This is a genomic window from Neobacillus sp. 114 (assembly GCF_030127045.1).
Classification (GTDB): Bacteria; Bacillota; Bacilli; order Bacillales; family Cytobacillaceae; genus Neobacillus; species Neobacillus rhizophilus.
In genome coordinates this window covers 1,257,461-1,284,414 of record NZ_CP126144.1, presented here as the reverse complement: position 1 = coordinate 1,284,414, position 26,954 = coordinate 1,257,461, and the positions used below count along the sequence as shown (strand labels likewise).

General features: G+C 40.9%; 30 protein-coding genes and 1 riboswitch. Of the genes, 12 read left to right on the top strand and 18 right to left on the bottom strand.

Going from position 1 to position 26,954, the window contains the following annotated elements:
* Positions 1-49: 49 nt before the first annotated feature.
* The 6 genes from QNN06_RS06370 to QNN06_RS06345 form a co-directional block, all read right to left on the bottom strand.
* A complete protein-coding gene (locus tag QNN06_RS06370; RefSeq protein WP_217035325.1) occupies positions 50-862 on the bottom strand; it encodes a carbohydrate ABC transporter permease in 813 nt (270 codons plus the stop codon).
* Entirely contained in the window at positions 862-1,722 is an 861-nt protein-coding gene (locus QNN06_RS06365; protein ID WP_213118881.1) for a carbohydrate ABC transporter permease, read from the bottom strand. Before QNN06_RS06365 ends, QNN06_RS06370 begins: the two co-directional genes overlap by 1 nt.
* A gap of 184 nt (positions 1,723-1,906) precedes the next feature.
* The gene (locus QNN06_RS06360) at positions 1,907-3,211 is read right to left on the bottom strand and encodes an ABC transporter substrate-binding protein (RefSeq protein ID WP_217035323.1); all 1,305 of its coding nucleotides are present in this window, start codon (positions 3,209-3,211) and stop codon (positions 1,907-1,909) included.
* Between the two features lie 456 nt (positions 3,212-3,667).
* Positions 3,668-5,335, bottom strand: a complete 1,668-nt coding sequence (locus QNN06_RS06355) for a glycoside hydrolase family 13 protein (protein ID WP_284037271.1) — start codon at positions 5,333-5,335, stop codon at positions 3,668-3,670.
* Positions 5,336-5,555: 220 nt separating this feature from the next.
* Complete coding sequence (locus QNN06_RS06350; RefSeq protein ID WP_213118268.1) at positions 5,556-5,702, bottom strand: hypothetical protein; 147 nt, start codon at positions 5,700-5,702, stop codon at positions 5,556-5,558.
* Between the two features lie 109 nt (positions 5,703-5,811).
* A complete protein-coding gene (locus tag QNN06_RS06345) occupies positions 5,812-6,204 on the bottom strand; it encodes a globin domain-containing protein (RefSeq protein ID WP_284037270.1) in 393 nt (130 codons plus the stop codon).
* Positions 6,205-6,425: 221 nt separating this feature from the next.
* Between QNN06_RS06345 and QNN06_RS06340 the strand changes: the two genes are divergently transcribed.
* Entirely contained in the window at positions 6,426-6,776 is a 351-nt protein-coding gene (locus QNN06_RS06340) for a DMT family transporter (protein WP_213118270.1), read from the top strand.
* Position 6,777: 1 nt separating this feature from the next.
* Positions 6,778-7,092, top strand: coding sequence for a DMT family transporter (locus tag QNN06_RS06335; protein WP_213118271.1), 315 nt, complete (start codon positions 6,778-6,780; stop codon positions 7,090-7,092).
* Here the strand turns inward: QNN06_RS06335 and QNN06_RS06330 are convergent.
* From QNN06_RS06330 to QNN06_RS06295, 8 genes are all read right to left on the bottom strand, one after another.
* Complete coding sequence (locus tag QNN06_RS06330; RefSeq protein WP_284037269.1) at positions 7,067-7,237, bottom strand: hypothetical protein; 171 nt, start codon at positions 7,235-7,237, stop codon at positions 7,067-7,069. The two genes, QNN06_RS06335 and QNN06_RS06330, sit on opposite strands and share 26 nt — an antisense overlap.
* Before the next feature lie 119 nt (positions 7,238-7,356).
* Entirely contained in the window at positions 7,357-7,659 is a 303-nt protein-coding gene (locus QNN06_RS06325) for a hypothetical protein (protein ID WP_284037268.1), read from the bottom strand.
* A gap of 397 nt (positions 7,660-8,056) precedes the next feature.
* A complete protein-coding gene (locus QNN06_RS06320) occupies positions 8,057-8,299 on the bottom strand; it encodes a hypothetical protein (protein WP_284037267.1) in 243 nt (80 codons plus the stop codon).
* A 103-nt stretch (positions 8,300-8,402) separates the two neighbouring features.
* Positions 8,403-9,845: a glycoside hydrolase family 1 protein gene (locus tag QNN06_RS06315; protein ID WP_284037266.1), complete on the bottom strand. Its 1,443-nt coding sequence runs from the start codon at positions 9,843-9,845 to the stop codon at positions 8,403-8,405.
* Between the two features lie 135 nt (positions 9,846-9,980).
* Entirely contained in the window at positions 9,981-11,393 is a 1,413-nt protein-coding gene (locus tag QNN06_RS06310) for a glycoside hydrolase family 1 protein (protein ID WP_284037265.1), read from the bottom strand.
* Between the two features lie 100 nt (positions 11,394-11,493).
* Complete coding sequence (locus QNN06_RS06305; RefSeq protein WP_284037264.1) at positions 11,494-13,374, bottom strand: beta-glucoside-specific PTS transporter subunit IIABC; 1,881 nt, start codon at positions 13,372-13,374, stop codon at positions 11,494-11,496.
* Between the two features lie 357 nt (positions 13,375-13,731).
* Positions 13,732-14,565, bottom strand: a complete 834-nt coding sequence (gene licT, locus QNN06_RS06300; protein WP_217035298.1) for a BglG family transcription antiterminator LicT — start codon at positions 14,563-14,565, stop codon at positions 13,732-13,734.
* A gap of 213 nt (positions 14,566-14,778) precedes the next feature.
* Positions 14,779-14,967: a DUF4177 domain-containing protein gene (locus QNN06_RS06295; RefSeq protein ID WP_213118276.1), complete on the bottom strand. Its 189-nt coding sequence runs from the start codon at positions 14,965-14,967 to the stop codon at positions 14,779-14,781.
* Positions 14,968-15,069: 102 nt separating this feature from the next.
* Positions 15,070-15,114, top strand: a riboswitch (PreQ1 riboswitch).
* Between the two features lie 24 nt (positions 15,115-15,138).
* Between QNN06_RS06295 and QNN06_RS06290 the strand changes: the two genes are divergently transcribed.
* Both QNN06_RS06290 and QNN06_RS06285 read left to right on the top strand, forming a co-directional pair.
* On the top strand, positions 15,139-15,663 hold the full coding sequence (locus QNN06_RS06290) for a QueT transporter family protein (protein ID WP_217035771.1): 525 nt from the start codon (positions 15,139-15,141) through the stop codon (positions 15,661-15,663).
* Between the two features lie 149 nt (positions 15,664-15,812).
* A complete protein-coding gene (locus QNN06_RS06285; protein WP_217035288.1) occupies positions 15,813-16,337 on the top strand; it encodes a DinB family protein in 525 nt (174 codons plus the stop codon).
* Positions 16,338-16,393: 56 nt separating this feature from the next.
* On the opposite strand, the gene QNN06_RS06280 is transcribed toward QNN06_RS06285, so the two are convergent.
* A complete protein-coding gene (locus QNN06_RS06280) occupies positions 16,394-17,272 on the bottom strand; it encodes a LysR family transcriptional regulator (protein ID WP_213118278.1) in 879 nt (292 codons plus the stop codon).
* A gap of 107 nt (positions 17,273-17,379) precedes the next feature.
* Between QNN06_RS06280 and QNN06_RS06275 the strand changes: the two genes are divergently transcribed.
* From QNN06_RS06275 to QNN06_RS06265, 3 genes are all read left to right on the top strand, one after another.
* The gene (locus QNN06_RS06275) at positions 17,380-18,468 is read left to right on the top strand and encodes a citrate synthase/methylcitrate synthase (protein ID WP_213118279.1); all 1,089 of its coding nucleotides are present in this window, start codon (positions 17,380-17,382) and stop codon (positions 18,466-18,468) included.
* A 210-nt stretch (positions 18,469-18,678) separates the two neighbouring features.
* Complete coding sequence (locus tag QNN06_RS06270) at positions 18,679-19,110, top strand: VOC family protein (RefSeq protein WP_213118280.1); 432 nt, start codon at positions 18,679-18,681, stop codon at positions 19,108-19,110.
* A gap of 190 nt (positions 19,111-19,300) precedes the next feature.
* On the top strand, positions 19,301-20,173 hold the full coding sequence (locus QNN06_RS06265; protein WP_284037263.1) for an SDR family oxidoreductase: 873 nt from the start codon (positions 19,301-19,303) through the stop codon (positions 20,171-20,173).
* A 97-nt stretch (positions 20,174-20,270) separates the two neighbouring features.
* On the opposite strand, the gene QNN06_RS06260 is transcribed toward QNN06_RS06265, so the two are convergent.
* Positions 20,271-20,873 (bottom strand): exonuclease domain-containing protein, encoded by a 603-nt coding sequence (locus QNN06_RS06260; protein WP_284037262.1) that lies wholly within the window; start codon positions 20,871-20,873, stop codon positions 20,271-20,273.
* Positions 20,874-21,051: 178 nt separating this feature from the next.
* Between QNN06_RS06260 and QNN06_RS06255 the strand changes: the two genes are divergently transcribed.
* Genes QNN06_RS06255 through QNN06_RS06240 form a run of 4 tightly spaced genes read left to right on the top strand, consistent with a single transcriptional unit; the run spans position 21,052 to position 24,832 of the window.
* Positions 21,052-22,158, top strand: coding sequence for an ABC transporter ATP-binding protein (locus QNN06_RS06255; protein ID WP_217035284.1), 1,107 nt, complete (start codon positions 21,052-21,054; stop codon positions 22,156-22,158).
* Entirely contained in the window at positions 22,151-22,954 is an 804-nt protein-coding gene (locus QNN06_RS06250) for an ABC transporter permease (RefSeq protein WP_213118283.1), read from the top strand. Before QNN06_RS06255 ends, QNN06_RS06250 begins: the two co-directional genes overlap by 8 nt.
* Before the next feature lies 1 nt (position 22,955).
* Positions 22,956-23,762, top strand: a complete 807-nt coding sequence (locus tag QNN06_RS06245; protein WP_284037261.1) for an ABC transporter permease — start codon at positions 22,956-22,958, stop codon at positions 23,760-23,762.
* Positions 23,759-24,832, top strand: a complete 1,074-nt coding sequence (locus QNN06_RS06240) for an ABC transporter substrate-binding protein (RefSeq protein WP_213118285.1) — start codon at positions 23,759-23,761, stop codon at positions 24,830-24,832. The genes QNN06_RS06245 and QNN06_RS06240 overlap by 4 nt, the downstream gene beginning before the upstream one ends.
* 74 nt (positions 24,833-24,906) lie before the next feature.
* On the opposite strand, the gene QNN06_RS06235 is transcribed toward QNN06_RS06240, so the two are convergent.
* Together QNN06_RS06235 and QNN06_RS06230 are read right to left on the bottom strand one after the other, a co-directional pair.
* Positions 24,907-25,476, bottom strand: coding sequence for a TetR/AcrR family transcriptional regulator (locus QNN06_RS06235; RefSeq protein ID WP_213118286.1), 570 nt, complete (start codon positions 25,474-25,476; stop codon positions 24,907-24,909).
* 1 nt (position 25,477) lies between these two features.
* Positions 25,478-26,197, bottom strand: a complete 720-nt coding sequence (locus tag QNN06_RS06230) for an MBL fold metallo-hydrolase (RefSeq protein WP_284037260.1) — start codon at positions 26,195-26,197, stop codon at positions 25,478-25,480.
* A 244-nt stretch (positions 26,198-26,441) separates the two neighbouring features.
* Between QNN06_RS06230 and QNN06_RS06225 the strand changes: the two genes are divergently transcribed.
* Positions 26,442-26,951: a DoxX family protein gene (locus QNN06_RS06225; RefSeq protein WP_217035270.1), complete on the top strand. Its 510-nt coding sequence runs from the start codon at positions 26,442-26,444 to the stop codon at positions 26,949-26,951.
* The last annotated feature ends 3 nt before the right edge of the window (positions 26,952-26,954 follow it).

Here is a 26,954-nt window from a genome sequence, read left to right as displayed (position 1 = left end):
TGCTTCCCCCTAAGCCAATAAAGTTTGCTTCTATTATATAGTAAATTTGTTATTTAACTGCACCTTCGGAAATCCCTTTAATAATTTCACGCTGGGCAAAGAAATAAGCGATGATGACTGGAATAATCGCAATGGTAAGTCCAGCAAGGGCCAGATGCCACTGCTTCGTATACTCTCCAAAGAAGAAGAACATCTTGAGCGGAATCGTCTCCATTCCTTCTTGGTTAATAACTAGGGACGGCAATAGGTAGTCATTCCAAATCCAGATCGTATTTAAAATCGCAACGGTGACCGTAATCGGTTTTAACATCGGGAAGATGATATGCCAAAAGATTTGGAATCGGTTTGCCCCGTCAATGGTTGCCGCTTCATCCAAAGATTTTGGAATCCCATTTAATGTACCATGATATAAGAAGATCGATAAACTTGCGCCAAATCCGAGGTACATAAAGATAATGCCGGCTCGGTTCAACATTTCTAATTTACCAAATATCGTAACCAACGGAATCATCACCGATTGGAACGGAATTAGCATTGCTGCAACAAACAGGAAGAATATAAAACTACTGATTTTGCTTTTATTCCGCGATAAAGCATAAGCTGCCATCGATGAAAAAACAATGATAACAAGTACGCTGACCACGGTAATCAACACGGAATTCATGAAAGTTTGAATAAAATTCAACTCTGTAAAGGCTTCGATATAGTTATCGAAGTTAAAGCCTGCCGGAAGCTTTAGTGTATCCTCAAACATTTCACGCTTTGTTTTAAAGGAGTTCACAATCATTAAGTAAAAGGGAGACAGCCATATTATTCCTAAAATAATACCTAGGATTTCAATGGGCCATTTATGTTTCCTCATTACATTTCAACCTCCCTTTTCTTATTGATATATACCTGCGTCAAAGAAATGACCGCCACAATCACAAAGAAAATAACTGCTTTGGCCTGTGCATATGCCATTTCACTTTCAGTAAAGGCCGTCTTAAAAATTTCCATTGCCACCATTTGCGTGGAGTTATACGGCCCCCCGCCTGTCAACGACAGGTTCTGGTCGTAAAGTTTAAATGTATTGGACAAAGTAAGGAACATGCTGACCGTAAAAGCTGGAGCAACCAATGGGAAAATGATATAGCGAAGACGCTGGAACGGACTTGCACCATCAATTTCTGCTGCCTCAATCAACTCACCAGGGACGCCTTCTAAATAGGCAATGTAGATGACCATAATGTATCCGGACATTTGCCAGCTCATCAAAATGACAAGTCCCCAGAATCCTGTTTGTGTAGTAGAAAGCCATCCTTCTAAACTTTGTATTCCAAACACTGAACCAATTCCGGCGAAAACTTTAATAAAAATAAACTGCCAGATAAAACCAAGAATCAACCCGCCAATTAAGTTTGGCATAAAGAAAATCGTTCTTAAGAACTTATTGGATTTAATTTTTGAAGTCACAATAAGGGCCAAAGATAAGCCAAAAAAGTTAATCAGAATAATGGAAACCACGGAAAATTTCACGGTAAACCACATGGAATCTAAAAATTCCTTATCATCCAAAATGGCTAAATAATTTTTAAGGCCGACAAAACTACCGACTTCAATTCCATTCCAGTTAGTAAAGGAATAATAAATACCAAATACCAGCGGGATGATCACAACCATGGATAAGGCTAAAAGAACCGGGGCCAAAAAAAGCCAATAGGATAAATCCCGAGTACGCATCATGGTAAAAAACCTCCAAGCAATAATCTAGAGTCTCTCGTTTATGATGAGAGAAAAGGGGCTGATTGATAAGGTGAAGCTTCCTTACGAACCAGCCGCTTGCCTCTCTTAAAAATAATGGGTCCTTTTTATTGAAAGGACCCATTATAAATTTGTATTAGGCCAACGCATTTGCCTTCATTGATTATTTATTTCTGGATTTCTCCCAGGCTGCTTGAGTAGTTTTCACAACATCTTCCCACTTAGCTTCTTTGCTCAAGTATTTCTGGATTTGCACTCCAAGCTCGTTCTGTCCCCAGCCAGTTGGGTAGCCCATGAAGGTCCAGCCGATAGTTTTGCCATCTTGAGCATATTGATAAATTTCTTTTGAAAGCGGGTCACTGATTTTTGATGCATCAAAGCCATCATAAGCAGGGATAAATTTAAAGTCGTTGATAACGGCTTCTTTACCTTCGTCAGAAGTATATAGCCAGTCTAAGAATTTCTTTGCTTCAGCAACAGTTGCTTTGTCCTTGTTGCTGTTTACGCCCCAGTACATTGGAATCCCTACAGGAATTGCATCTTCTTTATAGCCTTCAACAGGGATTGGCAGGATGCCGATGCCTTTTTGGGCAAATTCTTTGTCAATGCCTTCGATGGATCCATATACCCAGTTACCTTGCTGGATCAATGCTACTTTTTGCAGTGAGAACAATTCTTCAACCTGCTTAGAGTAATCTAAGCTTACAGTTGGCTGAACAGAATAGTCGTTTTGCAGATCAAGCACTTTCTTGAATGCATCGCCATATTTGAAGTCAACCTTCTTAGCGTTATAAGCGTTTAATACGTTGTTATCAAATTCCGGAGCAAGGAAGGCATTGGATAAGTGCAGTCCAGTTACCCATGTTTCCTTACCAGGAAGCGCGAATACTGCTTCAAGACCAAGATCTTTTTTCTTTGAGTCTAGAGTTTTAACTGCCTTTTCAAGGTCGGCATAGCTCTTGATAGATTTTGCATCAATGCCGGCTTTTTCAAAAACAGCCTTGTTGTAAATCAAACCATAACCTTCTTGGTTGTATGGCAATCCAAGAATTTTACCGTCCTTGCTTACCCCATCAAGAGTACCTTTTAGAGCAGCTTTTGATGCTTCTGTATCAGAAAGGTCAGCCAGTTTCTTTTGCCAATCTTCTACGTCCTGCGGACCGCCGATATTATAGATCGCTGGTTCTTTGCCGGAAGCAAATTTGGATTTTAGGGCCGCACCGTAATCTTCACCGCCGCCAACAGTCGTGATGTTGATTTTTACACCCTTGTGTTCTTGCTCATATTTCTTAGCAACTGTTTCAAATTGCTTTTTAAATTCAACCTTAAATTGGAAAACATCAATTGTCACATTGCCTTTTGAACTTTCGTTGGAAGAGCCCTTATCAGCGTTTCCACAGCCAGTTAAAAGAAGGCTTAGCGATAAAATCCCTGCACCTATGCCGGAAAATAACTTTTTCTTGTTCATCATTTACCCCCATGCTTTGCATAATAATTTTTGGTACACCATCTTTTGCGCAGCTACCATATTGACAGAGATGTAGGTAGTATTGACAGATACGACTTCTAATACTCTATTAAAGATTTGCGAAATCGTTTGCACAATTCCGTATAGTAAAAAATCTAACTATTTTGTTAAAGGAAAGTAGAAATTGTCTTCTATCAAAATACTATTTTGTGAAACCGTTTGCGCAAAAGTGCAAAAAAACATAATAAATCTAGCAGGCAACAATTCAATTTAACTGCGTTTAACAGCCTTTGTCTAATTAGACCCCCTATCTCATTATGTAGCAATTAGTGAAAACGTTTGCACTAATCGGTAGATTCATAGTAACACTTCTGGGCTAAATGTGCAAACATTTTTTTGCAGAGCCTGGATCCCCACTCTTTAATCAGGACAGTTCGGGTTCAGGCCCCTGGTTAATTAGCGTGTTAAAACGACTACTTCAAATGGCCGGAGTTTTTCTATGTTTGAGCCTTCGTAATTTGAAAGAATGACGTTGTAATCAGAAATTCTTGTCAAAAGTTCATTCTCCACAGACATGTCCTTATCCCCAAAATTGCAAATTACAATCACGCTTTCTTCTTTCCATTTACGTTCATAAGCAAACAATTCGGGGTGGTCTTCAAGCAGCAATTGAAAATCACCTTCGACAATGATGTCCAATTCCTTTCTTAAGGCGATTAATTTTTGATAAAAATAAAAAATAGAATTCTTATCATCCAGAGCACTCTTCACATTTACTTCTTGATACCTCGGGTTCACCTTAATCCAAGGGGTTCCTGTGGTGAAACCTGCATGTTCCGCATCATCCCATTGCATCGGGGTTCTAGCATTATCCCTTCCCTTTGCATAAATGGAGGTCATAATTTCCTCATGGGAATATCCTTGAGATTTCCGTTCCTTGTACATATTGATCGTCTCAATATCGCGGTAATCTTCAAGAGATTTGAATTTCACATTGGTCATGCCAATTTCCTCGCCTTGGTAAATATAAGGTGTTCCTTGCATAAAGTGCAGGCACGCGGCCAGCATTTTTGCCGATTCCACCCGATATTCTTCGTCATTGCCAAAACGCGAGACAATCCGAGGCTGATCGTGATTGTTCCAGTACAGGCTGTTCCAGCCCCTGTTATGTATAGCTGTTTGCCATTTAGCCAAGTTTTCTTTTAAATCGAGGAGATTTAAAGGCTTGAGATTCCACTTTCCGCCGGGCGCGCTGTCAAGGTCCATATGCTCAAACGTAAAAATCATGTTCACTTCACGGCGGTTTGGATTCGTATAGAGAATGGCATCCTCTGGAGTGGTTCCAGGCATTTCCCCGACTGAGATGGTTGGGTACTGGGACAATACTTCGTTATTCATTTCTTGTAAAAACTCATGAATTCTAGGGCCATTCATAAAATAAGGAGCTCCGTCACCAAATAATTGCCCGCTATGCTGCACTCCATCCGGCAGCCCTGGAGCTTTGGAAATCATGTTGATGACATCCATCCGGAAGCCGTCTACACCCTTTTTCAGCCAAAACTTCATCATCTGGTAAACCTCTTGGCGAACCTTTGGGTTTTCCCAATTTAAGTCGGGCTGCTTTTTCGAAAAAAGGTGCAAATAATATTCATTCGTCGCCTCATCGTATTCCCAGGCCGGGCCGCTGAAAAAAGAGCCCCAGTTATTCGGTTCTTTTCCGTCCTTGCCTTCCCGCCAAATATAGTAATCACGATAAGGATTGTCCTTAGATTGTTTCGATTGGACAAACCACTCATGTTCATCAGAAGTATGATTGACGACTAGGTCCATCATTAACTTCATATCCCGCTTATGAATTTCTTCAAGAAGCCGGTCAAAATCAGCCATCGTTCCAAATTCGTTCATGATTTCCTGATAGTTCCGGATATCATAGCCGTTATCGTCGTTGGGCGAATCATAGATCGGACTCAGCCAGATGATATCGACACCTAATAATTTTAGATAATCCAGTTTTTCAATAATCCCCGGAAGGTCTCCAATTCCATCCCCGTTCGAATCACGGAAGCTGCGCGGATAGATTTGATATACGACGCTTTTTTTCCACCATTGGTCAGTTGTATTCATTTTTGCTGCTCCTTCCCTTCAATAACACCTACATCATAACACAACGGCCACATTTTGAAAGGGCTGCCAAAATAAATGAAAACTCGCCGATTGGCGAGTCCGATAGGACGGTTCATGAGGCATAGTTGAATTTATGCGTTAGGAAAGTATAAATTTGTGAAAGTTTATACTTTCCTATTAGCTAAAATAAAAGCAACCCGAAATGGTTGCTTTTACCCTGTTAATCCTGTTGCTCCGTTGATTTTTGTTCCGCAGTACTGCCTTTCATTGTTTCAGCAATTTTTTCGTTCATTTCTATTTGCTCATTATCTAATTTGGTATCCCAAATACTATATGGAATTGAATTGGGTGCGTTTTTCTTTGACATTTTTTCATACACCTCCAATTCATATCATTTCTTTTTAAAAATTAAACTATGCAGCAATGACGTTTGGGCATCAAAAAAGATCCTCAATTTTGGCTGAGGATCTTTTGCATTATTCACGGTCTGGGCTATTCACCATAATGCCGGCCACTTGTGTTAAGCGTTCATAGAATGCCTTTCCTGCCGGATTCTGGTCAAGGCCGATTTCTCGAAATGCTTCTTTCATGCAGCGAAGCCAGCATTTCGCCCGTTTTGGTGTCACTTCGAACGGGAGATGGCGGTGTTGCATTGCAGGTGGGCCAAATTCCTGGCTGTAGAGTGCCGGACCGCCTGTAAATTGCGGCAGGAACATTTTCTGCTTCCGTTTGATTTCTTCCATATCGCCTTCAAATAATGGAGCTAAATCAGGATCGGCATAGACGCGCGGATAGAAAGCTTCCACCAGCTTATCAATCGTCTCCTGGCCGCCGATTTCCGAATAAAGTGTTTTTAGTTGGTATTCCATACTTCTTCACCATCCTCTGCAAAGTTTTCCCTGTTTTAATCATTATACTGATTTACCTGATGGTGTTTCGTGATTTATATCACACTTTCCAAAGATTACACAATTTCCCATAGTGTTTAATTCAGGTTGAAACAATTTTTTTTGCGCTTGTGATATCCTAATATACTATAGGGTAAAGCTGGCTTGTTAAAATGGCTTGCCAGCATCATGAGGTGAGATAATTGAAAAAAGCTTGGTTATTTGTAGCTTTAACTTGTTTATTTGAATTAATGTGGGTATATGGATTTAATGTTGCTGAAACCTGGTGGCAGTGGGCCATCGTGATCGCGATTATCTTTACGGATTTTCACTTTCTGCCTGAAGCCTGCAAAGGGCTGCCAACCGGAACGGTTTATGCTGTTTTTTCAGGAGTTGGCACGATCGGCACCGTCTTGATGGATGTGTTCCTTTTTGGGGAAGGGTTCAATAGCGGCAAGCTTTTGTTTATTGCCATTATTGTATTAGGGGTCATCGGTTTAAATCTGGCAGACAACAAACACAGCAAAAAAGAAACGGCAAAGGAGGCTGCCTAGCATGGGCTGGTTATTTGTCCTATTGGCAAGTGTTAGTGAGATTATCGGGGCGGCAGGGCTGAAATTATACAGCCAAGGGAAAACCTTGAGAAATGGCGCACTCTATATTGGCGGTTTCAGTGCCTCCTTTGGCTTTTTATATACCTCTTTTCAATATTTGCAGGTCAGCATCGCTTATGCGGTTTGGATTGGGATTGGCACAGCTGGGGCGGTTTTGATAAATATGTTTTTGTTCGATGAATCGAAAAACATCGGGAGGTTTGTCAGTGTCGGTTTGATAATTGCGGGGGTTATCGGGCTTCGTTCGGTATCGTAATGCGGCTTGATACATGCATTTTTTCATAGCGGAAAAATTTATCTGCGAATTTTTTGAAGTTATCTGCGAATCTGGCATCCTTGTTTACATAAGGCACATATTTATGATTAAAGTAGTCAGGCTTAATATTTAGTTTAATTGCCATTTTATCCTCTCCTATCTAAAAAATTGCATAAAAAAAGAGGACAACCTGTGTTGCCAGGAAGTCCTCAGACAAAATTAGATTTAGTTTTATTGGAGTTGTGTTCATTTGATTTTGAATGATTATGCCCTTATTTGATATAGGCAGACCTGCAACTGGTTAATGTAAGTGTAAAGAAAAAATAATTCATCAGTTTGATTCAATTCAATCTCCATGTACTTTACTATACTTACCATAACCATAGAACTAAGTGTACTAATTGGTAATATATCAAGTTCTTCATACAGCCTAATAGAAGCATCCTCTAAGTTAGCAAATTTTTGTAACATAACCTTGTCAGTAGTTTTCCCTTGCCAGAAGTATATTTCACCCTGCAATTCAGCAAGCACCTCATACATTCTGTCAATAGCTTGTGCTTTGTCCATATTCTCCACCCCAAATTGTATATTTTTAAAATAATATCTTTTTGACCTCACTTTCCTTTTATAGATTTGAAAAAAAGTTAAAGTGAAATCTTCACCTACTTAATAAGGTAGCTAAAGCCATTTATAACAACCTGACATAAACTTTTTCTAGTTATTTTGTTGATATGTGGATATTGTATCTTATTAAGGATGCAGTGTAGAAAAGGTTTTGCAACAAAATTACCTTTAAAAAGTATGAAAAATGGGGTGTTGAGTTTAGATTTATTCAGCAAAATTCTTATCTGGCTAGGGTTAAAGGTTTGTTTATGTTTGTATGTGGGAACAATCCCTTTTTGACATTTGGTGGCATGGTGGCAAAGCCATTGCAAATAAAAAGACAGAGTTTCCCCTGCCTGTCTTACTTTTCTTCTTTTAGGTTTTGGTAGAATTCTGTCTTCCTTACTGCTATCCCATCTGGGTCTGGGTACAGTGGCATTTTTTCTTCCTCTACCACCCATACATCAATTGCTTCTTCAAGCCAGTCTGAGTAGATTTCCTTTACCTGTTCCAGTGCTTCCTCTGGTTTCTTGGCTGTGTAGATTGCAGGTGAGTGATTGTCTTGGCTTGATTGGATGTACTGCATTGTCACCGAATTTTTCATTTTATCTGCGGATTTTCAATTATATCTGCGAATCCAAAAATAACGCCACTGCCACATACAAATAGAAAAATCGGTACCTAATAAGATACCGATTTTTTTATTGTTATAATTGCTCCCCATTGGTAGCAATGACATTTTTATACCAATAGAAGGACTTTTTCGGTTTACGCTCTAATGTACCGCTGCCGTCATCTTGTTTGTCCACGTAGATAAATCCATAACGCTTGGACATTTCGCCAGTAGACATACTGACTAAATCAATACAGCCCCAGCTTGTATAGCCCATTAGCTCTACACCATCTTCAATAGCTTCACCCATGGCTTTTATATGTTCAAGGAGGTAATCAATCCGGTGATCATCGTTGATGGAGCCGTCTTCCTCTACCTGGTCGTATGCCCCTAACCCATTTTCGACCACAAAAAGCGGCACCTGATACCTGCCGTATAGCTTGTTTAAGCTGATTCGCAAACCGACAGGGTCGATTTCCCAGCCCCAATCACTTGCTTTCAGGAATGGGTTTTTCACTCCTCCAACAATATTGCCATTTGCTTTTTCCTCTTCGGCCTTAACTTTTTTATCTGTACGGGACATGTAATAGCTTAGGCCGATATAATCTACCGTTCCTTCTTTGATTAATTCCAAGTCCCCTTCCTGAATCTCAAGTTCTACATTATGCTCCTTAAAGAAGCGATTACTGAAAGTTGGGTATTCGCCGCGCACATGAACATCTGCGCAAAAGTAATTGAACAGTTCCTCTTCTTTTAAGGCAAAGAGGACGTTTTCCGGATTACTATCGTACGAATAAACAGGTGCAAACAGGATCATGCAGCCAATCTGTGCATCTAGAATGATTTGCTTACAGGTTTTTACGGCCATCGCACTGGCCACAAATTGATGGTGAAAAGCCTGGAAGGTCTGCTGGTATCGGACTTCTTCGTTTTGGGGTGAGAAGCCCATACTCATGATTGGCATCTTCAAGGCACCGTTAATTTCATTAAAGGTCATCCAATACTTCACTTTATCCTTATAACGGTTAAAAATCGATGTAGCATATCTTTCAAAGAAAGTAACCACCTGACGGCTTCTCCAGCCGCCATATTCTTTCACCAAATGCAGCGGCATTTCATAGTGAGAGATGGTCACTACGGGCTCAATTCCGTACTTATGTAATTCATCAAAGACCCGGTCATAAAAAGCCAGACCTTCTTCATTCGGCTCTAACTCATCACCATTGGGAAAAATTCTTGTCCAAGCAATCGACATCCGAAATACTTTGAAGCCCATTTCCGCAAACAAGGCGATATCTTCCTTATAACGATGATAAAAATCAATCGCTTCATGGTTCGGGTACCTATATTTCTCATTGTCAATTTCAAAGTTAAAGCCAGGCGACATCAATATTTTAAGTCGCTCTTTCCCGCCCGGCAAGACATCTGAGATATTCAAACCTTTATTGCCTTCGCGAAATCCACCTTCTATTTGATTGGCAGCGGTTGCCCCGCCCCATAGAAATCCTTCGGGGAATCTTTGTTGGTTTTGTTCCATTAGAAATCATCCTTTTCTTTAAATATCAATTATGTACTCTCTTTATTATTCTTTTTTTTGCCTGAAAGATGTCCGTAAGAGGAAAATATAAGCAAAGGGCTGACATAAGGTTTCCTTGTCAGCCCTATCAGCTTATTACAAATTCTCGCCGTTGTTTGCAATGACTTCCTTATACCAATAGAAGCTATGTTTAGGGATACGGCGTAATTCTTTTAAGTCAAATTCCTCACGATCCACAAAAATAAAGCCGTAACGTTTCTTCGCACCCTGGTGTGTGGAAATCAAATCAATTGCTGACCAAGGGCAGTAGCCAAACACTTCTACACCATCGGTAATCGCAAGCTGCATTTGTTCAAGGTGTTTTTTCAAATAATCGATCCGATACAGGTCACGAACGGTGCCGTCTTCTTCTACCTTATCAAAGGCACCAAGACCATTTTCCGTAATGATGATTGGCAGCTGGTAGCGGTCATATACTTCACGAAGCGTTGTGCGGAAGCCAATCGGGTCAATTTCCCAGCCGAATTCATTTTTTGGAAGGTTCGAATTGCTGTGCCCCTTATAAACACCTGCTTCACCAATGACAATTTCCTGGTCACCAGTATTATTTTTATCATTACCTTCCCCATTGCTTGCTTCTACTGTTTTAGACGTGTAGTAGTTGAACGCAATAAAGTCAGGCTTGGCATTTTTTAAGATTTCCATGTCGCCTTCGACAATGGTTGGAACATAGCCCTTTTCTTCCAAAAAGCTCCAAGCTGTCTTATTGTAACGTCCATATACTGCCGCATCTAAGTACAGCCAGTTGCGGATTGAATTAAAGTTTTGCGCTGCCAATATATCCTCCGGCTTCGAGCTGGCAGGATATATATAGGAAATATTTGGAGCCGGCCCAATTAACGCCTGTGGCAGCATTTGGTGACAATCATCCATAGCTTTTGCTTGTGCCACTAACATATGATGGTTTTGCTGATAAAGCTCTCTGTCTGGGTCTTCTAAATTTGGATCCAGAGTTCCTAGTGCCTTTCCATGCATAATCATCATGTTTTGTTCGTTAATCGTCAGCCAATATTTAACACGATCACCATAGTTCCCAAACAGCACTTTCGCATACTCCACAAAGGCATCAATCGTTTCACGATTCGACCAGCCGCCGCGAGCTTGAAGCACATATGGCAAATCAAAGTGATACATCGTTACAATGGGCTCAATCTTATATTTAATAAGTTCATTGATTAAATTGCTGTAGAATTCAAGTCCTTTTGGATTCACTTCACCTGTTCCGTTAGGGATAATTCGTGTCCAGGCGATGGAAAAGCGATAAGCTTTAAAACCCATCTCTGCCATTAATCTAACATCCTCTTGATAACGGTGATAATGGTCGCTTGCTACCTTATAATCCGTCGTACCCTCTGGGTATTTCTGACGCATATCAATGACAGACGGACCTTTACCATCCTCATTCCATGCTCCTTCTACTTGGTATGCAGAGGTCGAAGCTCCCCAGAAGAAATCCTTTGGAAATGGTTTTAGCTGTGTGTGTTTCATGATTTATTCCTCTCCTTCAAAAAAATATATGGCTTTAGCTATAGCCAAAATCATATATCTTATTAAGTTTTTAATCTATGAAGCAGTAAGTAGTGACTACCTACGCAATACTTTCTTTTGTATGGATATCCAGGATTAAGATTGGTTCCTTTTCGCCAATATCCCCTTGTCTTGCTGCTGTTACTTCTGTATAGATACTGGAGTTCGTAACAATCACAGGTGTTGTTACCTCGTAGCCAGCTTGTTTGATTTTTTCAATATCGAATTCTACTAATAAATCGCCAACTGAAACTTTATCGCCTTGTTTAACATGTGAGGTGAAGTATTTTCCATCCAATTGGACAGTATCGATCCCAACATGAATTAAGATTTCTGCACCTTGCTCGGAAACAAGGCCGATCGCATGCTTCGTCTTAAAAGCAACTGTTACAACTCCATTTACAGGCGATACAACTCGGCCAACAGATGGTTCAATCGCAATTCCTTTTCCCATCGATTCTGAAGCAAATACTGGGTCAGATACATCAGATAAGTTAACTACTTTACCTGTAATAGGACTGGCAATTTGTTCACTGCTAGCTGCTTTGCCTGTTTCTGGAGCAGTTATTTCTTCTTCAACTGGATCTTCAAAACCTAATACATAAGTAAGACCTGCAGATACTAAGAATGCCACTACAATACCGATAATTAGACCGGTGAACCCTTGGCCGCCTGGTCCGTAGAAGATTGGTAAAGTCAATAATCCAGGAGCACCAGAAGCAAATGCGTTCGTTCCAGCGTAACCAATGATTCCTCCACCGATTGCCGCACCAATGATTCCAGCAATGAATGGTTTTTTAAGCGGTAATGTTACGCCGTAAATTCCTGGTTCTGTAATACCAAAAAGACCTGTGATCGCAGCCGAACCTGCTAATGTTTTTAACTTTTTATTTTTCGTTTTTAACATAACCCCGACCATTGCACCAGTTTGAGCAAATACAGAAGCGGTTGCGGCCGGCTTTACACCGTCTTTTCCGTGAACGGCAATATTGTTAATGAATACTGGCACCAAGCCCCAGTGAATACCGAACATGACGAGTAACTGCCAGCTTGCCCCCATGATGGCGCCAGCTAAAATTGGGTTGAATGCGAATGCGGCGACCATCGCTTTTGCTACGGCATTACCTGCATTTACACCGATTGGACCAAATACCAACAATGTTAATGGAAGCATAATCACTAATAACAATAACGGAGTAACGAAGTTTTTAACGCTTTCGTGAATCTTTTTATTAAAGTAAATATCAAGCTTGCTCATGACGAAGATCGAAAGAATGATTGGAACAACCGTTGATGAGTAGCTCATCATGGTAACAGGAATGCTAAAGAAATGGATTCCGCCCTCAGGTGGAGTCGCTTTAAGCGCCACAATGGACGGATAGAGCAGCGCACCTGCAATGGTTACGGCGACAAAGATATTTCCGCCAAACTTACGTGCGGTTGTGATGGCTAACAATACTGGCAGGAAGTAGAACATCGCATCTGCAGCCGCGTATAAAATCGTATAAGTCGTATCAGTATTGACCAGCCAGCCGAAATTCACAGCAATTAACAATAACCCTTTAAGGATACCGGCCCCTGCCATTAAACCAAGGAGCGGTGCAAAAATACTGGAAACGACATCTACCGCTTTCCCCAAGAAATTTCCTTTTTCTCCACTATCTTTAGCGGCAGCATGTTTTGAATCCCTTGTGATGTTTGAGATTTTTCCGATTTCAGCATACACTTCCGGAACATTATTTCCTACTACCACTTGGAACTGTCCGCCGCTTTCTTTAACAGTGATGACCCCATCAGTTTTTTCTAAATTTGCTTTATTGGCTTTTGATTTATCCTTTAGTCCGAAACGCAGTCTCGTTGCACAGTGAACAAGTGAATTTACATTCTCTTCTCCGCCAACTAGCTGTAGAATTTCTTTAGCTAATCTTTCGTTTTTCGACATCTTTATCACCTCTAGTATTTTGGTAAAAAAAATACCTAAGCCATTAAGAAGCCGGGGACATAGCGTCCCTGAAACATTCTTTATGACTTAGGTTTTGCCTGCATGACCAGTAACAATCCTGTTTTTATATTTACTTTTTGATTTTACTTTTGCTGTGTTTCCTGTCCGGACCAGGATGGCACACCTTTAAGAAAATAAAAAAAACCTAAACTGCATGCCATAAACATAAGTATGGTTTGCAATTTAGGTTTTGCCTGCATAATCAGTAACAATCCTAATAAATTTATATTAATTTGTATTCACATAATAGCATTCGCTTTCATTAGGTGTCAACGCTTTCTTACCATAAAAAATTTACTAGTTTCGATTCACGACACGATGTATATGAATGGCAAGGTAGCCCATTTCTTCCTTTGTGATCTCATGCTGATGCGCTTTTGTAATATAATCTTTAATCTTTTGCGCACAAGCAAATGCTTCTTTATGTTTTTCCTTTACCAGGTTATAAAGAAAATCATCCTCGCTGTCTAAATGCGAACCGCTGAAAAGGCGCTGCGCAAAAAATTTAAGATGGGTAAGGAACCGGAAATAATTTAAGGATTCCTCATCAAGTTCAATCTTGAAATGATACTTGACGATGTTTAAAATATCCTGAATGAGTTTGGTTATGTTGACAAGGTTTGGCATCTCATCGTTTAATTCCGCATTCACGATATGCATCGCAATAAAGCCCGCTTCATCCTCTGGAAGCGTAATACCAAGCTTGTTTTGAATCATTTTTAACGCTTCCCGACCAATGGAGAATTCGTCTTGATAAATCTTTTTAATCTCCCAAAGGAGCGCATTCGAGATATTGATTCCTTTTTGATGCCTTTCAATCGCAAAATGAATATGGTCGGTTAAGGAGACATAGATGCTGTCATTTAGCTTCTTCCCTAGTTTCACTTTCGCATAGTTGATGATTTCTTCGGAAACGGCCATATATTCTAATGGAATCTCATACAATAGCGTTTTAAACTTTTCGGAAACATCCTTGTTTTCGAGTCTGAAGACCTTTTCGATTTTACTCTCATCCACTACGTCACCCGGCCGTTTTTGAAACGCGATTCCTCTTCCCATAATGACCAATTCTTTATTTTGCTCGTCCATGACGCTGATTACATTGTTATTGATTACCTTTGCGATTTTCATACAAATCACCTATTTGTGGAATATTTGTGATAAAAAGGAAAATAAAAAAACCTAAAACTAATGCAAAAAAACATTAGTCATAGGTTTTGCCTGATTAGTCAGTAACAATCCTAAAAATTTGAAGTTATTTGGTTAGATTTTATCATTCTTTTAATTTTGGCGCAATTCTTATTGAGTTTCTTTGATGCATGTTCAGATATTATTTGTATTTCTTTAATCTACTTTTCTTTCAAATATGGCTTCATAATAAGCCGCGGACCCATATGCAGCAATTCCCGGCGCAAAAATCTGGACCAGTCTCCAGCCGTTTTTGGCATTTTGTTGAATGATTTCATGGTAATCTTCCTTAGGTTTTCCGCTTAACTTGCTTAATTCAATTCTTTCAAATTTATATTCGTACATGGTTCCCCTCCGACATTATGTTTTGTATATTCTTATTATCCCAAAAACTGTAATTGACCGCCAATTTTTTATGTATTAATATAATAGTTTGTTAGTATATTACTTTAAGTGGTTCGAGATCCTCCCACTTTAAAAAACTAAGGAGAAATGAATATGGAAAAAACAACAAACATGCTTGACGCCCAGTACACGACAGGCACATCGAGCAGCAAGGTAAGGGAAATCGTTGTAAACGGGATTATTGCGGCCCTGTACATTGCGGTTTCGGCGTTAATTCAGCCATTTGGGTTTACCCAGGTGCAATTCCGCGTTTCAGAGATGTTTAACCATCTCGTCGTTTTCAACAAAAAGTATTTATACGGGATCATTTTAGGGGTATTTTTAACGAATTTATTCTTCTCACCAATGAAGGCGTATGACCTTATTTTCGGTGTAGGGCAGTCATTGATTGCTTTAGTGATTACGATTTTGTGTGCACGGTTCATTAAAGGAATTTGGACACGGATGATTGTGAATACATTGGTGTTCACCTTTACGATGTTCCTCATTGCGATTGAACTGCATTTAGCGTTCGATCTGCCATTCCTGTTTACATGGTTAACAACGGCGGTTGGGGAATTCGTTGTGATGGCTGTCGGCATGCCGGTCATGTATTTCATTAACAAGCGCGTTCATTTTGATAAAATTTTTAAATAATTTATGAAGAGCTGTTGCTTCGGGGAGGACCTGGGCAACGGCTCTTTTTTATGGTATTTATTTGAATAAACTACTAAAATAGGGATAGATAATCATGTTTACAGGATGGAAAGTCTATATTTTATGAGACTAGAAAGGGGATTTTTCGAATGGTACAGCGTCCAAATAACAATGAGTTTCCGGAGTATTATGTTCCTTACGTCCAGTTAGTTCCAGAGGGAGATTTATTGGCGACTCTTAAAGAAAGCCTGGAAGAGGTGGTTTCTCTTTTCGAAGGGATTTCAGAGGAAGAGGCGCACTTCCGCTATGAATCTGGCAAATGGAGCATCAAAGAGGTGCTTGGCCATATGGCAGATACCGAAAGAATCATGAGCTACCGCCTGCTTCGAGTTGGGCGTGGCGACAAGACACCGCTGGCAGGCTTTAACGAAAATGATTATGTAGCAGGAGCACAAATGAGTGAACTGCCGCTGCAATCTATTCTTTCTGACTTCATTGCAGTCAGAAAAGCATCAATCACTCTGATCGAGAACATGCCGGAGTCAGCCTGGACAAATGTCGGCAACGCCAATGGCATGGAGGTCACCGCCCGTGCCATCGCCTACATCATCGCCGGCCATGCAATCCACCACCGCAGCATCGTGACAGAACGATACTTATCTAAATTGAAATAACGAGCGGCGCCTGACACCAATCGTGGACAGTGTCTGCCTCAGGCGGACACTGTTTTTTAAATCCGATAGTTTGAGATAAACTCGAGAAATTCTTTTTGTTTGGAGTGGTCGTATTTCATGATTGCGTAAGTGTTGGCTTCGGGCAGGTGGATGGTTTGGCAGTCTACTTCTATAAGCCTCCCTTCTAGCAGTTCCCTTCTGACCGTTGATGTCGGAAGGAAAGAGACACCCAGCCCTTCAACGATGAATCTTTTTGTAATGTGTACCTGTGATACTTTCATCATTTTTACTTTTGGATATTTGGTTTTTACTGCATGACAAAGACCATCCCAGTAACCTGGGTGATTATGGGTTAACAAATAGTTCGATGTTAAAACCTCTTCTTCGTCTAACGGAGGTGCTGTTTCGGAATCTCTCCCATCATGAGGCGCTACCAGCATAACATTATCTTTATATAAGAGTTCACTAATTAATTGAGGGTGAAGACTATTTAAACATGACAGCCCGATATCAACTTCTTCCCTTAATACCGCATCTTCGATACCAACGGATTCGATAATTTTAACCGAAATCTCTACCTCAGGATGCTTGTTTGTATAGCTTTTTAAGACATATGGCAGGATGGTATCCGCGATCAAAGGCGAAATGGCAATAGAAAATTTGGTCGAGTATCCTTGACTAAAAGAGTGAATGTCCTCGAGCCCCCCTTGATAAACCTCTAACAATCTCTTTGCATGAACTAAATATCTTCTCCCCGCTTCGGTCAGTTTTACTTTTTTCCCTTCCCGATCAAATAACTGAATTCCAAGTTCTTGTTCTAATTGTTTTATATGAACGGTAACAGAAGGCTGTGAAATATAAAGGATTTCCGCCGTTCTGCGGAAATTCCCACAATCAGCAGCCGTAATAAATGTGTTGAGCCATTGGAATTCCATATTCTCCTCCTTATTAAAAATATTAATCATTTCATTTAAAATTATTTAATTTCATTAATCGAACTCATTATATACACTATTAGTAAATAAAGGAAGGAGAGATTTTTATGATCCAAAAGGGTTTAAAAGGAATTGTCGCTGCCGAAACATTAATCAGTCATATTGATGGTGAAAAGGGAGAGCTTATTTACCGGGGATATGAAATTGGGAAGCTTACTAATCGATACTCTTTTGAAGAAGTTGCCTACTTGCTCTGGCATGGCTATTTACCTGATGAAGTACAGTTACGAGCTTTGAAAAATGAGTTAATGAGCAACCGTGATCTACCGGAAAATATGAAAAAATTAATCGACCTGCTCCCTTCTGGTATGGATCTAATGAGTGTGATGAGAACAGCCATTTCAGCTGAAGGCGGGAATTTCAATTATGGCTGGAAGCCGACTGTGTCACAGGCTATTCGTATCACCGCCCTCGCCCCGACAATCATTGCTTACCGGAAAAGACAGCTGGAGAGTAAAGAATTTGTTCCACCGTTGAATGAATTGGATCATGTGGCAAATTACCTTTATATGCTTAATGGTTCGGTCCCATTAGATGCCCATGTAGAGGTACTCGAAACCTATATGATTTTAACTCTTGAACATGGCATGAATGCCTCAACCTTTTCAGCAAGGGTTACGGCATCTACTGAATCTGATTTAGTATCAGCCGTTTCATCAGCTATTGGAACGATGAAAGGACCGCTTCATGGCGGCGCCCCTTCAGGAGTAATTGAACTTTTGGATGAGATTGCGGCGGTTGGAGATGCTGAAAAGGTGATGCGTGATAAAATATCGAAGGGTGAAAGATTAATGGGATTTGGGCATCGGGTGTACAAAACCCATGACCCGCGTGCCATTGCCTTAAAGGCCAAATTATGGGAGCTAGTTGGTCAAGATGCATGGCTTGATCTTGCTATGGACGCAGAAAAAACCGCAGTAAGGGTGTTAGAGGAGTTAAAACCCGGCCGCTCCCTTTATACAAATGTAGAATTCTATGCCGCAGCTATCATGAAAGCCATTAACATGGAGGCAGACCTTTTCACACCAACCTTCACCGCTAGCAGAATCGTTGGCTGGACAGCCCACATCCTGGAACAATCAGAAAACAACACCATCTACCGGCCGCAATCCAAATACATTGGAACACTCAAATAAACCATAACACACTAATTATGGCTGTTTTCCCTTTCTCGCAGGCGGCATCACTTTTTTAAAAATAATTGACGAACGTTTGTTCCGTGTCTTATAATGAAATTATTGGTTAATAATAGAAATTGTGTTGTTTTCAATGGCTATTGGCCAATGGAGGCCTCATTACTAAAATGTTAACTAATAAATTTTGATGGATTCGAGGAGTGAATGTTCATGTCAGTAAAATTAATTCCCTATTTCGTGATGAACGGTACAGCTAAGGAAGCGATCCAGTTCTATCAACAGGCATTGGATGCACAGGTTTTATTCTCTCAAAGTTTTGGTGAAATGCCTGAAAACCCGGAATACCCTCTTCCTGCTGAAGCCAAGGATTTGGTAAGTCATGCGACCATTAAAATTGGTGAGTCAGAAGTTATGTTTTCCGACACCTTCCCTGGACAGGAGCATCATAGTGGAAATCAAGTGACGATTTGTATTTCAACCAATGATGCAGACCAAGCAAGAAAAATGTTTGAGGGACTTTCCCAAGGCGGTCAAGTTGGATTGCCTTTACAGGAAACTTTCTTTAGCCCTGCCTATGGCCAAGTAACAGATAAATTCGGCATAACCTTCCAAATTTTCACAGAAGGAAAACCACACCAATAATATCCTTTCTTAAAACAAAATGGCTCTGTTCGCAGCAAGGGAACAGAGCCTTTATTTGTTTGTTTGATTGTCAATATCTTCAATGAAGCCCCAATCAACAACCCTATTACATTCGTTCCCTTTTCCCATCATAAATTTTCCTCATTTTTCTAAAACTAACGAGAGATGAAAATTAATGGAGGGTTAGAAAATGAGCAGCAATAAAAGCAAAAAAAAGCAGACGTTTCCGCCACAGCATCAGAACCATCAGCCGGGAACTGAGAGTGAAATGAACCCAAAGCCGATTTCCATTGATTCCAACTATAAGCCAGCCGGAAAATTATCCGGAAAAACCGCGATTATTACTGGCGGTGACAGCGGAATTGGAAAATCAGTTGCGATTTATTTTGCTAAAGAGGGTGCAGATGTAGCAATTGTATACCTAGAAGAACATCAGGATGCTGAGGAAACCAAAGGAATCATAGAAGCTGAAGGACGAAGATGCCTTCTCTTTTCTGGCGATATTGGCAATGAGGACTATTGCAAAGAGGTTGTGAAGAAAACAATTGATGAGTTCGGGAGATTGGATATTTTGGTCAACAACGGGGCGGAGCAGCACCCGCAGCCAAGTATTTTAAATATCACTTCAGCACAGCTGGAAAAAACATTCAGGACCAATATTTTCTCCTATTTTTATATGACGAAAATGACTCTTCCTTTTTTAAAGAAAGGGGCATCAATCATAAATACGGCTTCCATAACAGCCTACCATGGAAATGAACAATTGCTCGATTACTCGGCCACAAAAGGAGCGATAGTCACCTATACTCGTTCGTTGTCCCTTTCATTAGCGAAGCAGGGAATCCGAGTAAACGGGGTTGCCCCTGGTCCAATCTGGACTCCGCTCATTCCATCGACCTTTACGGCAGACCAGGTCGCCACTTTCGGATCAGATACTCCAATGGGACGTGCGGGACAGCCTTATGAACTGGCGGCAAGCTATGTTTTCTTAGCCTCAGAGGATTCGTCTTATATGAGTGGACAAATGATTCATGTTAATGGAGGGACGATTATTAATGGGTAGAAAAAACGCACCGGATTACCGATGCGTTTTTTCTAAAGCTCTGGCGCCTGACCGTTACACTTGATTTTTTTATAGTTTGGGCGCCAATAGGATACAACTACCCCATCTTCGCTCTTGATGCAGCCGGCTGATACTTTCTCATCGGTCCGAATTCAAGAACTTCTTGAAGATATAGATTGCCTTTTGGACTTGTCCGCTTAAGCAGTTCCATTAGGTATGTAATATCATCCATCGCTCTATGTGTTTGATAGTTTGTGATTTCATGGGCTTCCAAAAGGGTAAGCAGCTTACCATTTGGAAAGCCGTACTGTTTCCAAGGCACATTCCTCATTGTGCAAAACCACTGCAAGTCATTCACTTCCGGATACATGTGGTAAAGGAAACTGCGGTCAAAGGAAGCATTATGTGCAAAAACAGAATCAGCACGATGAAAATATGTTTTAATCTTCACATCATAAAAGCTCTTTCCCTGAACCATGTCAAATGGGATGCCATGAACCCGGAATGCCCTGTCATAGTTCCGGCGAGCCGAACCTGAAAGGGGTTCTCTTAAAAAGGAATCTTCCTCCAAAACCTCGATTATTTCACCGGTTTCGGTTGAATAGGAAAATAACTTTAGAGCCAGTTCAATAACCTCATCCGTTGTTGGCCCTAAACCTGTCGTTTCTACATCCAGCACCAATCCTAATTGTTTTTGCACAGCAATCTCATCCTTTTAATCAAATATTGATTTCATTATAACAAAGGCTTGACCATTAACGCACATCAAAAAGCATCCAACTTCTTCCACACAGACATAAAATCAAACTAACATTGAATTTTTACCCATTAACGGTATAATTGTTCCCAAAACCTACTTTCTAAGGGGGGTGTCTACCATGACAAATACTTCCATTATCCAATTCAAAAATGTAACAAAGCAATATGATCAGGATCCGCCTGTACTTGATGATGTAAGTTTCGAGATTGAGCAGGGGAAATTTTATACACTTCTTGGCCCATCCGGCTGCGGTAAAACAACCATATTAAGATTAATAGCTGGATTTATTGAGCCAAGCAAAGGTGAGATCTATTTTAAAGAAAAAAAAATCAATAATATTCCTGCCAATAAACGGCAGGTTAATACCGTATTTCAGGATTATGCTCTGTTCCCTCATTTAAATGTGTTTGAAAATGTGGCATTTGGTCTGCGCATCAAGAAACTAAAAAAGGAGGTAATCCAAGCCAAAGTAAAGGAAGCGCTGAGCTTTGTCAATCTCAGCGGGTTCGAAAACCGGGAGATACGTGAGATGTCCGGGGGACAAAAGCAGCGTGTTGCCATCGCTCGGGCGATTGTTAACGAACCGGAAGTCATCCTGCTTGATGAGCCTCTTTCTGCCCTCGATTTAAAGCTGCGCACCGAAATGCAATATGAGCTCCGCGAACTGCAGCAGCGATTAGGGATTACGTTTATATTTGTCACCCACGACCAGGAAGAAGCACTGGCCATGTCCGATGAAATCTTTGTTCTTAACAAAGGGAAAATTCAACAAAGCGGAACGCCGACAGATATTTATGATGAACCGGTTAATCGCTTTGTTGCCGACTTTATCGGGGAGTCTAATATTGTAACCGGAAAAATGATTAGAGATTATCTGGTAGAATTCGGGGGCACTGAATTTGACTGTGTCGACAAGGGCTTTCGTGAGGGAGAGCAGGTGGAAATAGTCATTCGGCCTGAGGACCTTGAGATTACGACCGTCGAGCGAGGCAAACTGAAGGTCCTAGTCGATTCCCAGCTGTTCCGCGGCGTTCATTATGAGATTAGCTGCTATGATAAAGACAGGAATGAGTGGCTTGTCCATTCGACGAAAAAGGCGATGGTCGGAGCTGAAATTGGACTCCATTTTGACCCGGAAGCCATTCATATCATGAAGCCAGGCGAAACGGAGGAAGAGTTCGACAGGCGCTTGGAAACTTATACGGGTGGGAACCGCCATGGATAGGAAGCTGACCGGCAATTTATTTAAAATCCCTTATTATCTTTGGATTATTCTGTTTGTCGTTGGTCCTATTTTGTTAGTCCTTTACTATTCATTTTTTGATATTGAAGGTCATTTTTCACTCACGAACTATCAGAAATTTTTTACGCCCGTCTATTTAAAAATGACCTTTAGTTCATTTTGGTATGCATTTTTAATTACGGCCATTACACTGTTGATTTCGTATCCGGTCGCTTACCTTTTGACGAAAACAAAGCACAAGCAATTGTGGCTGCTGTTAATCATTGTGCCGTCCTGGATCAACCTTTTATTAAAAGCTTATGCCTTTCTTGGCATTTTTGGGACATACGGTGCAGCCAACAGCTTTTTAAAAATCATCGGGATTGGCCAGAAGCAAATTTTATTTACCGACTTCAGCTTTGTGTTTGTATCGGTTTATATCTTTATTCCTTTTATGATATTGCCCATTTTTAACGCTCTAGACGAATTGAACCCTGCCTTGATTGATGCTGCCAATGACTTGGGAGCCTCAAAGTGGACAACCTTTCGAAGGGTTATTTTCCCATTAACGATTGACGGGGTGAAATCCGGCTGTCAGGTGACGTTTATACCGGCACTTTCCCTGTTTATGCTGACCAGATTAATCGCAGGGAATCGTGTCATCACACTTGGCACAGCCATTGAGCAGCACTTTCTGGTCACCCAGGACTGGGGGATGGGCTCAACAATCGCAGTCTTTTTAATCATTGCTATGTTTTTGATTATGGTTATGACCAATACTCGAAAGCGAGGTGTGTAACTTGGAAAGAAGAATATCGCCATTTTCTAGGCTATTTTTGGCCATTATTTTTTTCGTCCTTTATGCACCCATCTTTTTTCTCGTCTTTTACTCCTTTAACAGCGGAGAAACGATGTATAACTTTGAAGGCTTTACCTTGGATTGGTACCGGGAACTGTTTGGTGATACAAGACTGTTAATTATTGTGCTGAATACTGTTGTCGTTGCCCTATTGTCGGCATTATTTTCGACCATCATCGGCATAATCGGAGCTTTGGCCATTTATATCGCAAAAAGAAAGCAAACGAAACATACATTATTGGCAATGAACAATGTCCTGATTGTCAGCCCGGATGTAATTATTGGAGCCTCTTTTTTAATTTTATTTACCACAGCAGGAATCAAGCTCGGTTTTTATTCGGTACTTTTATCGCATATCGCCTTTTGCATTCCGATTGTGGTTTTAATGGTGCTGCCAAAGTTAATGGAAATGAGCCCGTCTTTGATTGATGCGGCGCGCGACCTTGGGGCAAATCACTGGGATGTCATGACAAAGGTAATCATCCCTTATATTTCTCCTGGCATTTTGGCAGGTTTTTTCATGGCGCTAACGTATTCCTTCGACGACTTTGCTGTGACATTTTTTGTTACCGGCAATGGGTTCTCAACGCTGTCGGTTGAAATTTATTCATTGGCCCGCCGCGGAATTTCCTTAAGCATCAATGCGTTGTCGGCTTTGCTATTCCTATTTACGATGATACTGGTAGTCATCTATTACTTTATTGTCCAAAACAATAAAGTAAACGGAGCGGGGGTGCGTAAACGATGAAAAATCTGGTTAGATTTTTCCTGGTTATCGCCGTTTCCTCCGCCCTGATTTTAATTGCCATATCCAGCTTGAATTCCTCACAAGGCTATTCAGGCGGGAACACTTTAACTGTCTATAACTGGGGGGATTATATTGACCCCGCGCTGATTAAGAAATTTGAAAAAGAAACAGGCATTAAAGTCATCTATGAAACGTTTGATTCAAATGAGGCGATGATGACCAAAATCCAGCAGGGCGGCACTACTTATGATGTTGCTGTTCCTTCTGAGTATACGATTGACAAAATGCGCCATGAGAATTTGCTGATTCCATTAGATTATACCAAGCTTCCAAATTTAAAGAATATTGATAAACGGTTTATGGACCTCCCATTTGATCCCGACAATCAATATTCAGTTCCATATTTTTGGGGAACCGTCGGAATCGTCTATAATCCAAGCAAGCTTAACGGAAAGAAAATAACCAGCTGGAATGACCTTTGGGCCCCCGATTTAAAAAATGAAATCCTATTAATTGACGGTGCCCGCGAGGTAATGGGGATGGGGCTGAACAGCCTGGGATATTCTCTTAATGACACGAACAAGGAACACCTGCTGGAAGCAAAAAATAAACTTGATACATTAACCCCTAATGTCAAGGCGATTGTCGGTGATGAAATCAAGATGCTCATGGCCAATGAAGAAGCCTCGATTGGGTTGGTATGGTCTGGAGACGCTTCAGAAATTATGTCAGAAAATGAGCACTTGGATTATGTTGTCCCAAAGGAAGGGTCCAACTTGTGGTTTGATAACATGGTCATTCCAAAAACAGCAAAAAATATCGATGGTGCGCAAAAGTTCATTAATTTCATGCTTGACCCAAAAGTTGCCGCGCAAAACACCGAATATGTCGGCTACTCGACGCCAAATAAAGCGGCCCTTAAATTTCTGCCAAAAGATGTTGTCAATGATAAACGGTTCTACCCGTCACCTGAACTGACAAAGAAGCTGGAAGTCTATGAAAACCTTGGCAAGAAGAACTTGGCCTACTATAATGAGCTATTTTTGCAATTCAAAATGCATCGGAAATGAAAGCCATGCGGCTTCATAAACGAAAAAACTCCCCAAAACAGCAGAGTAATCGTGTTTTGATGAGTTTTTTCTGTTTATCGGCCCTTCCGGATTCCCTCGATAAACGCCGTTATGATGATCTCCAAACTCTTATCCAAGTCCAAAGCCATTTTGAATCCACCTCTTTGCTCAAGGGAGGAGAATCCATGGAGGATGCTGCGCAGCCCCCTCACGGCATGCAGAGCCATGTCGCCCTCTAGCTTATAGGCCTGCAAAACCCGGACGGAAAGATCGACTATTTTGGCACCCGCCTGCTGAACGTCAACATCCTCCGGGTCCGGTGCCATTAAGGTGGCCTCATAGATTCCTGGATGCGTTCTGGCAAACCCCACATAAGCCTTGCTAATCGCTAGCAGCGCTTCTGCTCCAGACACCCCGATAGCCGCTGGGGCTAATTCGTCATACAACAGATTGAGCCCATATATGGCTAGCTTTTTCCTTAGTCCCGGGAGGCCATCAAAATGATTATAAAGAGACGGCGGGCGGATATTTAGCTCTTTCGCCAGGTTTGCCAAGGTAACTTCCTGAAGACCATATTGGTCGGCAAGCTCCCCCGCCACTTCCAGAATTTCGGTTAATTCAAGTCCAACTTTCGGTCTAGCCATTTTATTTCTCCTTTTTGCGTAATTTCTTTTCCATTTTATTGATAGCCATCTTCATAGCCTCTGCAGGGTTTTCCACCATTTCCCCATGGCCGATGGCAAGCAAACTTGGATTCACTGCGGCTAATTTCCTGGCGCTTGTTAACGCGGTTTGTTTGCTCCATGTCCCGAAGGCCGGGAATGGAAAAAATGGTCTGAAATCCCCCGCAATCGCTATGCCGCCTCTTGTTTGGAATGCATCCCCTGCCACTAAGGCTTGGGTCCTCATATCTAAAAAGGACATAGACCCAGGAGTGTGACCTGGCGATTCGAAGGCTTTTAACGATCCAACGATATCCCCTTCCTTCAATAAAACATTGGCTCTTGTTTTCAATTTCTTAGGGACACCGCCTTTTATCGGGGTCTGATCCTCATGAGAATCCAGGGAGCGGTCGCCGTTCATTAATCGGTTATCCCTCACCGAAATATAAACAGATGCATCTGGCAGTCTTTCCTTTAACAAATCCAGTGCTCCAACATGATCCTCATGGGCATGGGTTAAGACAATCTTTGTAATAGGTTTACCAATTCTCTCGGCTGCCTGCAATATTCCCTTTGCAACAAACCCTAAAGCCGCATCAATTAGTGTTAAACCGTCCTCTTCTTCCACCAAATAGCAATTTACTGGAAACACATTCGCCATAAACGTTACCTGATACAAATATCCCTTTTGGATCATTCTCATTTTGACCAACCCCTTAACTATTATCGTTAGTTTTATTTTAACTAATAACATTAGTTTTATCAAGTCGTTTTTTGAAAAAATTTCCTACAGTATCTTCCCTTCCAGTATGTAACAAATTGTTCAAAGCTTTTTTACGAATATGTGAATTAGTGAACAAAAAGCCCTCGATTCAAACTAAATTTGCTATATTTACAGTGTAGTAATTATTTAAAACTTATATAAATCTTTTAAGGAGATGTTTCAAATGTTTGCTCGTTGGTTAAGAGAAAACAAAATTGCTGCTGGTATTTTAACTGTCTTACGTTTATATCTTGGGTATTCTTGGTTTACCGCAGGTTTTCATAAATTGACTGGAGGCTTTGATGCTGCTGGATTTTTAAAAGGAGTAACTGCGAACCCTGTAAAAGGTCCGGATGGTGCCGTTGTGTATGGCTGGTATGTTGAATTCTTAAAAGGCTTCGCCATTCCAAACGTCGATATCTTCAACTTTATCGTTCCTTGGGGAGAAACTTTAGTCGGCTTAGGATTAATGTTAGGCTGCTTAACAACTGCCGCTGCATTCTTTGCTTTAGTCATGAACTTTGCGTTCTTCCTTGCCGGAACTGTATCTCACATTCCGACTGACATTTTCCTTGGCATGATTATTCTTATTGCAGGCTACAATGCAGGACACTTTGGTTTAGACCGCTGGGTTGTTCCTTTCTTCCGTAAGGCTGTTTTCAAAGGAAAAGAACCCATTAGACAAAACGCTTAACTA

Bases quoted from the DNA above. Each gene is read 5' to 3' on its own strand.
- QNN06_RS06265 (WP_284037263.1), top strand. From the start codon at position 19,301: ATGAGCAGCAATAAAAGCAAAAAAAAGCAGACGTTTCCGCCACAGCAT.
- QNN06_RS06250 (WP_213118283.1), top strand. From the start codon at position 22,151: ATGGATAGGAAGCTGACCGGCAATTTATTTAAAATCCCTTATTATCTT.
- QNN06_RS06360 (WP_217035323.1), bottom strand. From the start codon at position 3,211: ATGAACAAGAAAAAGTTATTTTCCGGCATAGGTGCAGGGATTTTATCG.
- QNN06_RS06275 (WP_213118279.1), top strand. From the start codon at position 17,380: ATGATCCAAAAGGGTTTAAAAGGAATTGTCGCTGCCGAAACATTAATC.
- QNN06_RS06295 (WP_213118276.1), bottom strand. From the start codon at position 14,967: ATGTACGAATATAAATTTGAAAGAATTGAATTAAGCAAGTTAAGCGGA.
- QNN06_RS06330 (WP_284037269.1), bottom strand. From the start codon at position 7,237: ATGGCAATTAAACTAAATATTAAGCCTGACTACTTTAATCATAAATAT.
- QNN06_RS06240 (WP_213118285.1), top strand. From the start codon at position 23,759: ATGAAAAATCTGGTTAGATTTTTCCTGGTTATCGCCGTTTCCTCCGCC.
- QNN06_RS06355 (WP_284037271.1), bottom strand. From the start codon at position 5,335: ATGAATACAACTGACCAATGGTGGAAAAAAAGCGTCGTATATCAAATC.
- QNN06_RS06310 (WP_284037265.1), bottom strand. From the start codon at position 11,393: ATGAAACACACACAGCTAAAACCATTTCCAAAGGATTTCTTCTGGGGA.
- QNN06_RS06325 (WP_284037268.1), bottom strand. From the start codon at position 7,659: ATGGACAAAGCACAAGCTATTGACAGAATGTATGAGGTGCTTGCTGAA.
- QNN06_RS06315 (WP_284037266.1), bottom strand. From the start codon at position 9,845: ATGGAACAAAACCAACAAAGATTCCCCGAAGGATTTCTATGGGGCGGG.
- licT (WP_217035298.1), bottom strand. From the start codon at position 14,565: ATGAAAATCGCAAAGGTAATCAATAACAATGTAATCAGCGTCATGGAC.
- QNN06_RS06285 (WP_217035288.1), top strand. From the start codon at position 15,813: ATGGTACAGCGTCCAAATAACAATGAGTTTCCGGAGTATTATGTTCCT.
- QNN06_RS06280 (WP_213118278.1), bottom strand. From the start codon at position 17,272: ATGGAATTCCAATGGCTCAACACATTTATTACGGCTGCTGATTGTGGG.
- QNN06_RS06255 (WP_217035284.1), top strand. From the start codon at position 21,052: ATGACAAATACTTCCATTATCCAATTCAAAAATGTAACAAAGCAATAT.
- QNN06_RS06305 (WP_284037264.1), bottom strand. From the start codon at position 13,374: ATGTCGAAAAACGAAAGATTAGCTAAAGAAATTCTACAGCTAGTTGGC.
- QNN06_RS06230 (WP_284037260.1), bottom strand. From the start codon at position 26,197: ATGAGAATGATCCAAAAGGGATATTTGTATCAGGTAACGTTTATGGCG.
- QNN06_RS06370 (WP_217035325.1), bottom strand. From the start codon at position 862: ATGAGGAAACATAAATGGCCCATTGAAATCCTAGGTATTATTTTAGGA.
- QNN06_RS06320 (WP_284037267.1), bottom strand. From the start codon at position 8,299: ATGAAAAATTCGGTGACAATGCAGTACATCCAATCAAGCCAAGACAAT.
- QNN06_RS06350 (WP_213118268.1), bottom strand. From the start codon at position 5,702: ATGTCAAAGAAAAACGCACCCAATTCAATTCCATATAGTATTTGGGAT.
- QNN06_RS06225 (WP_217035270.1), top strand. From the start codon at position 26,442: ATGTTTGCTCGTTGGTTAAGAGAAAACAAAATTGCTGCTGGTATTTTA.
- QNN06_RS06335 (WP_213118271.1), top strand. From the start codon at position 6,778: ATGGGCTGGTTATTTGTCCTATTGGCAAGTGTTAGTGAGATTATCGGG.
- QNN06_RS06290 (WP_217035771.1), top strand. From the start codon at position 15,139: ATGCTTGACGCCCAGTACACGACAGGCACATCGAGCAGCAAGGTAAGG.
- QNN06_RS06365 (WP_213118881.1), bottom strand. From the start codon at position 1,722: ATGCGTACTCGGGATTTATCCTATTGGCTTTTTTTGGCCCCGGTTCTT.
- QNN06_RS06235 (WP_213118286.1), bottom strand. From the start codon at position 25,476: ATGGCTAGACCGAAAGTTGGACTTGAATTAACCGAAATTCTGGAAGTG.
- QNN06_RS06270 (WP_213118280.1), top strand. From the start codon at position 18,679: ATGTCAGTAAAATTAATTCCCTATTTCGTGATGAACGGTACAGCTAAG.
- QNN06_RS06345 (WP_284037270.1), bottom strand. From the start codon at position 6,204: ATGGAATACCAACTAAAAACACTTTATTCGGAAATCGGCGGCCAGGAG.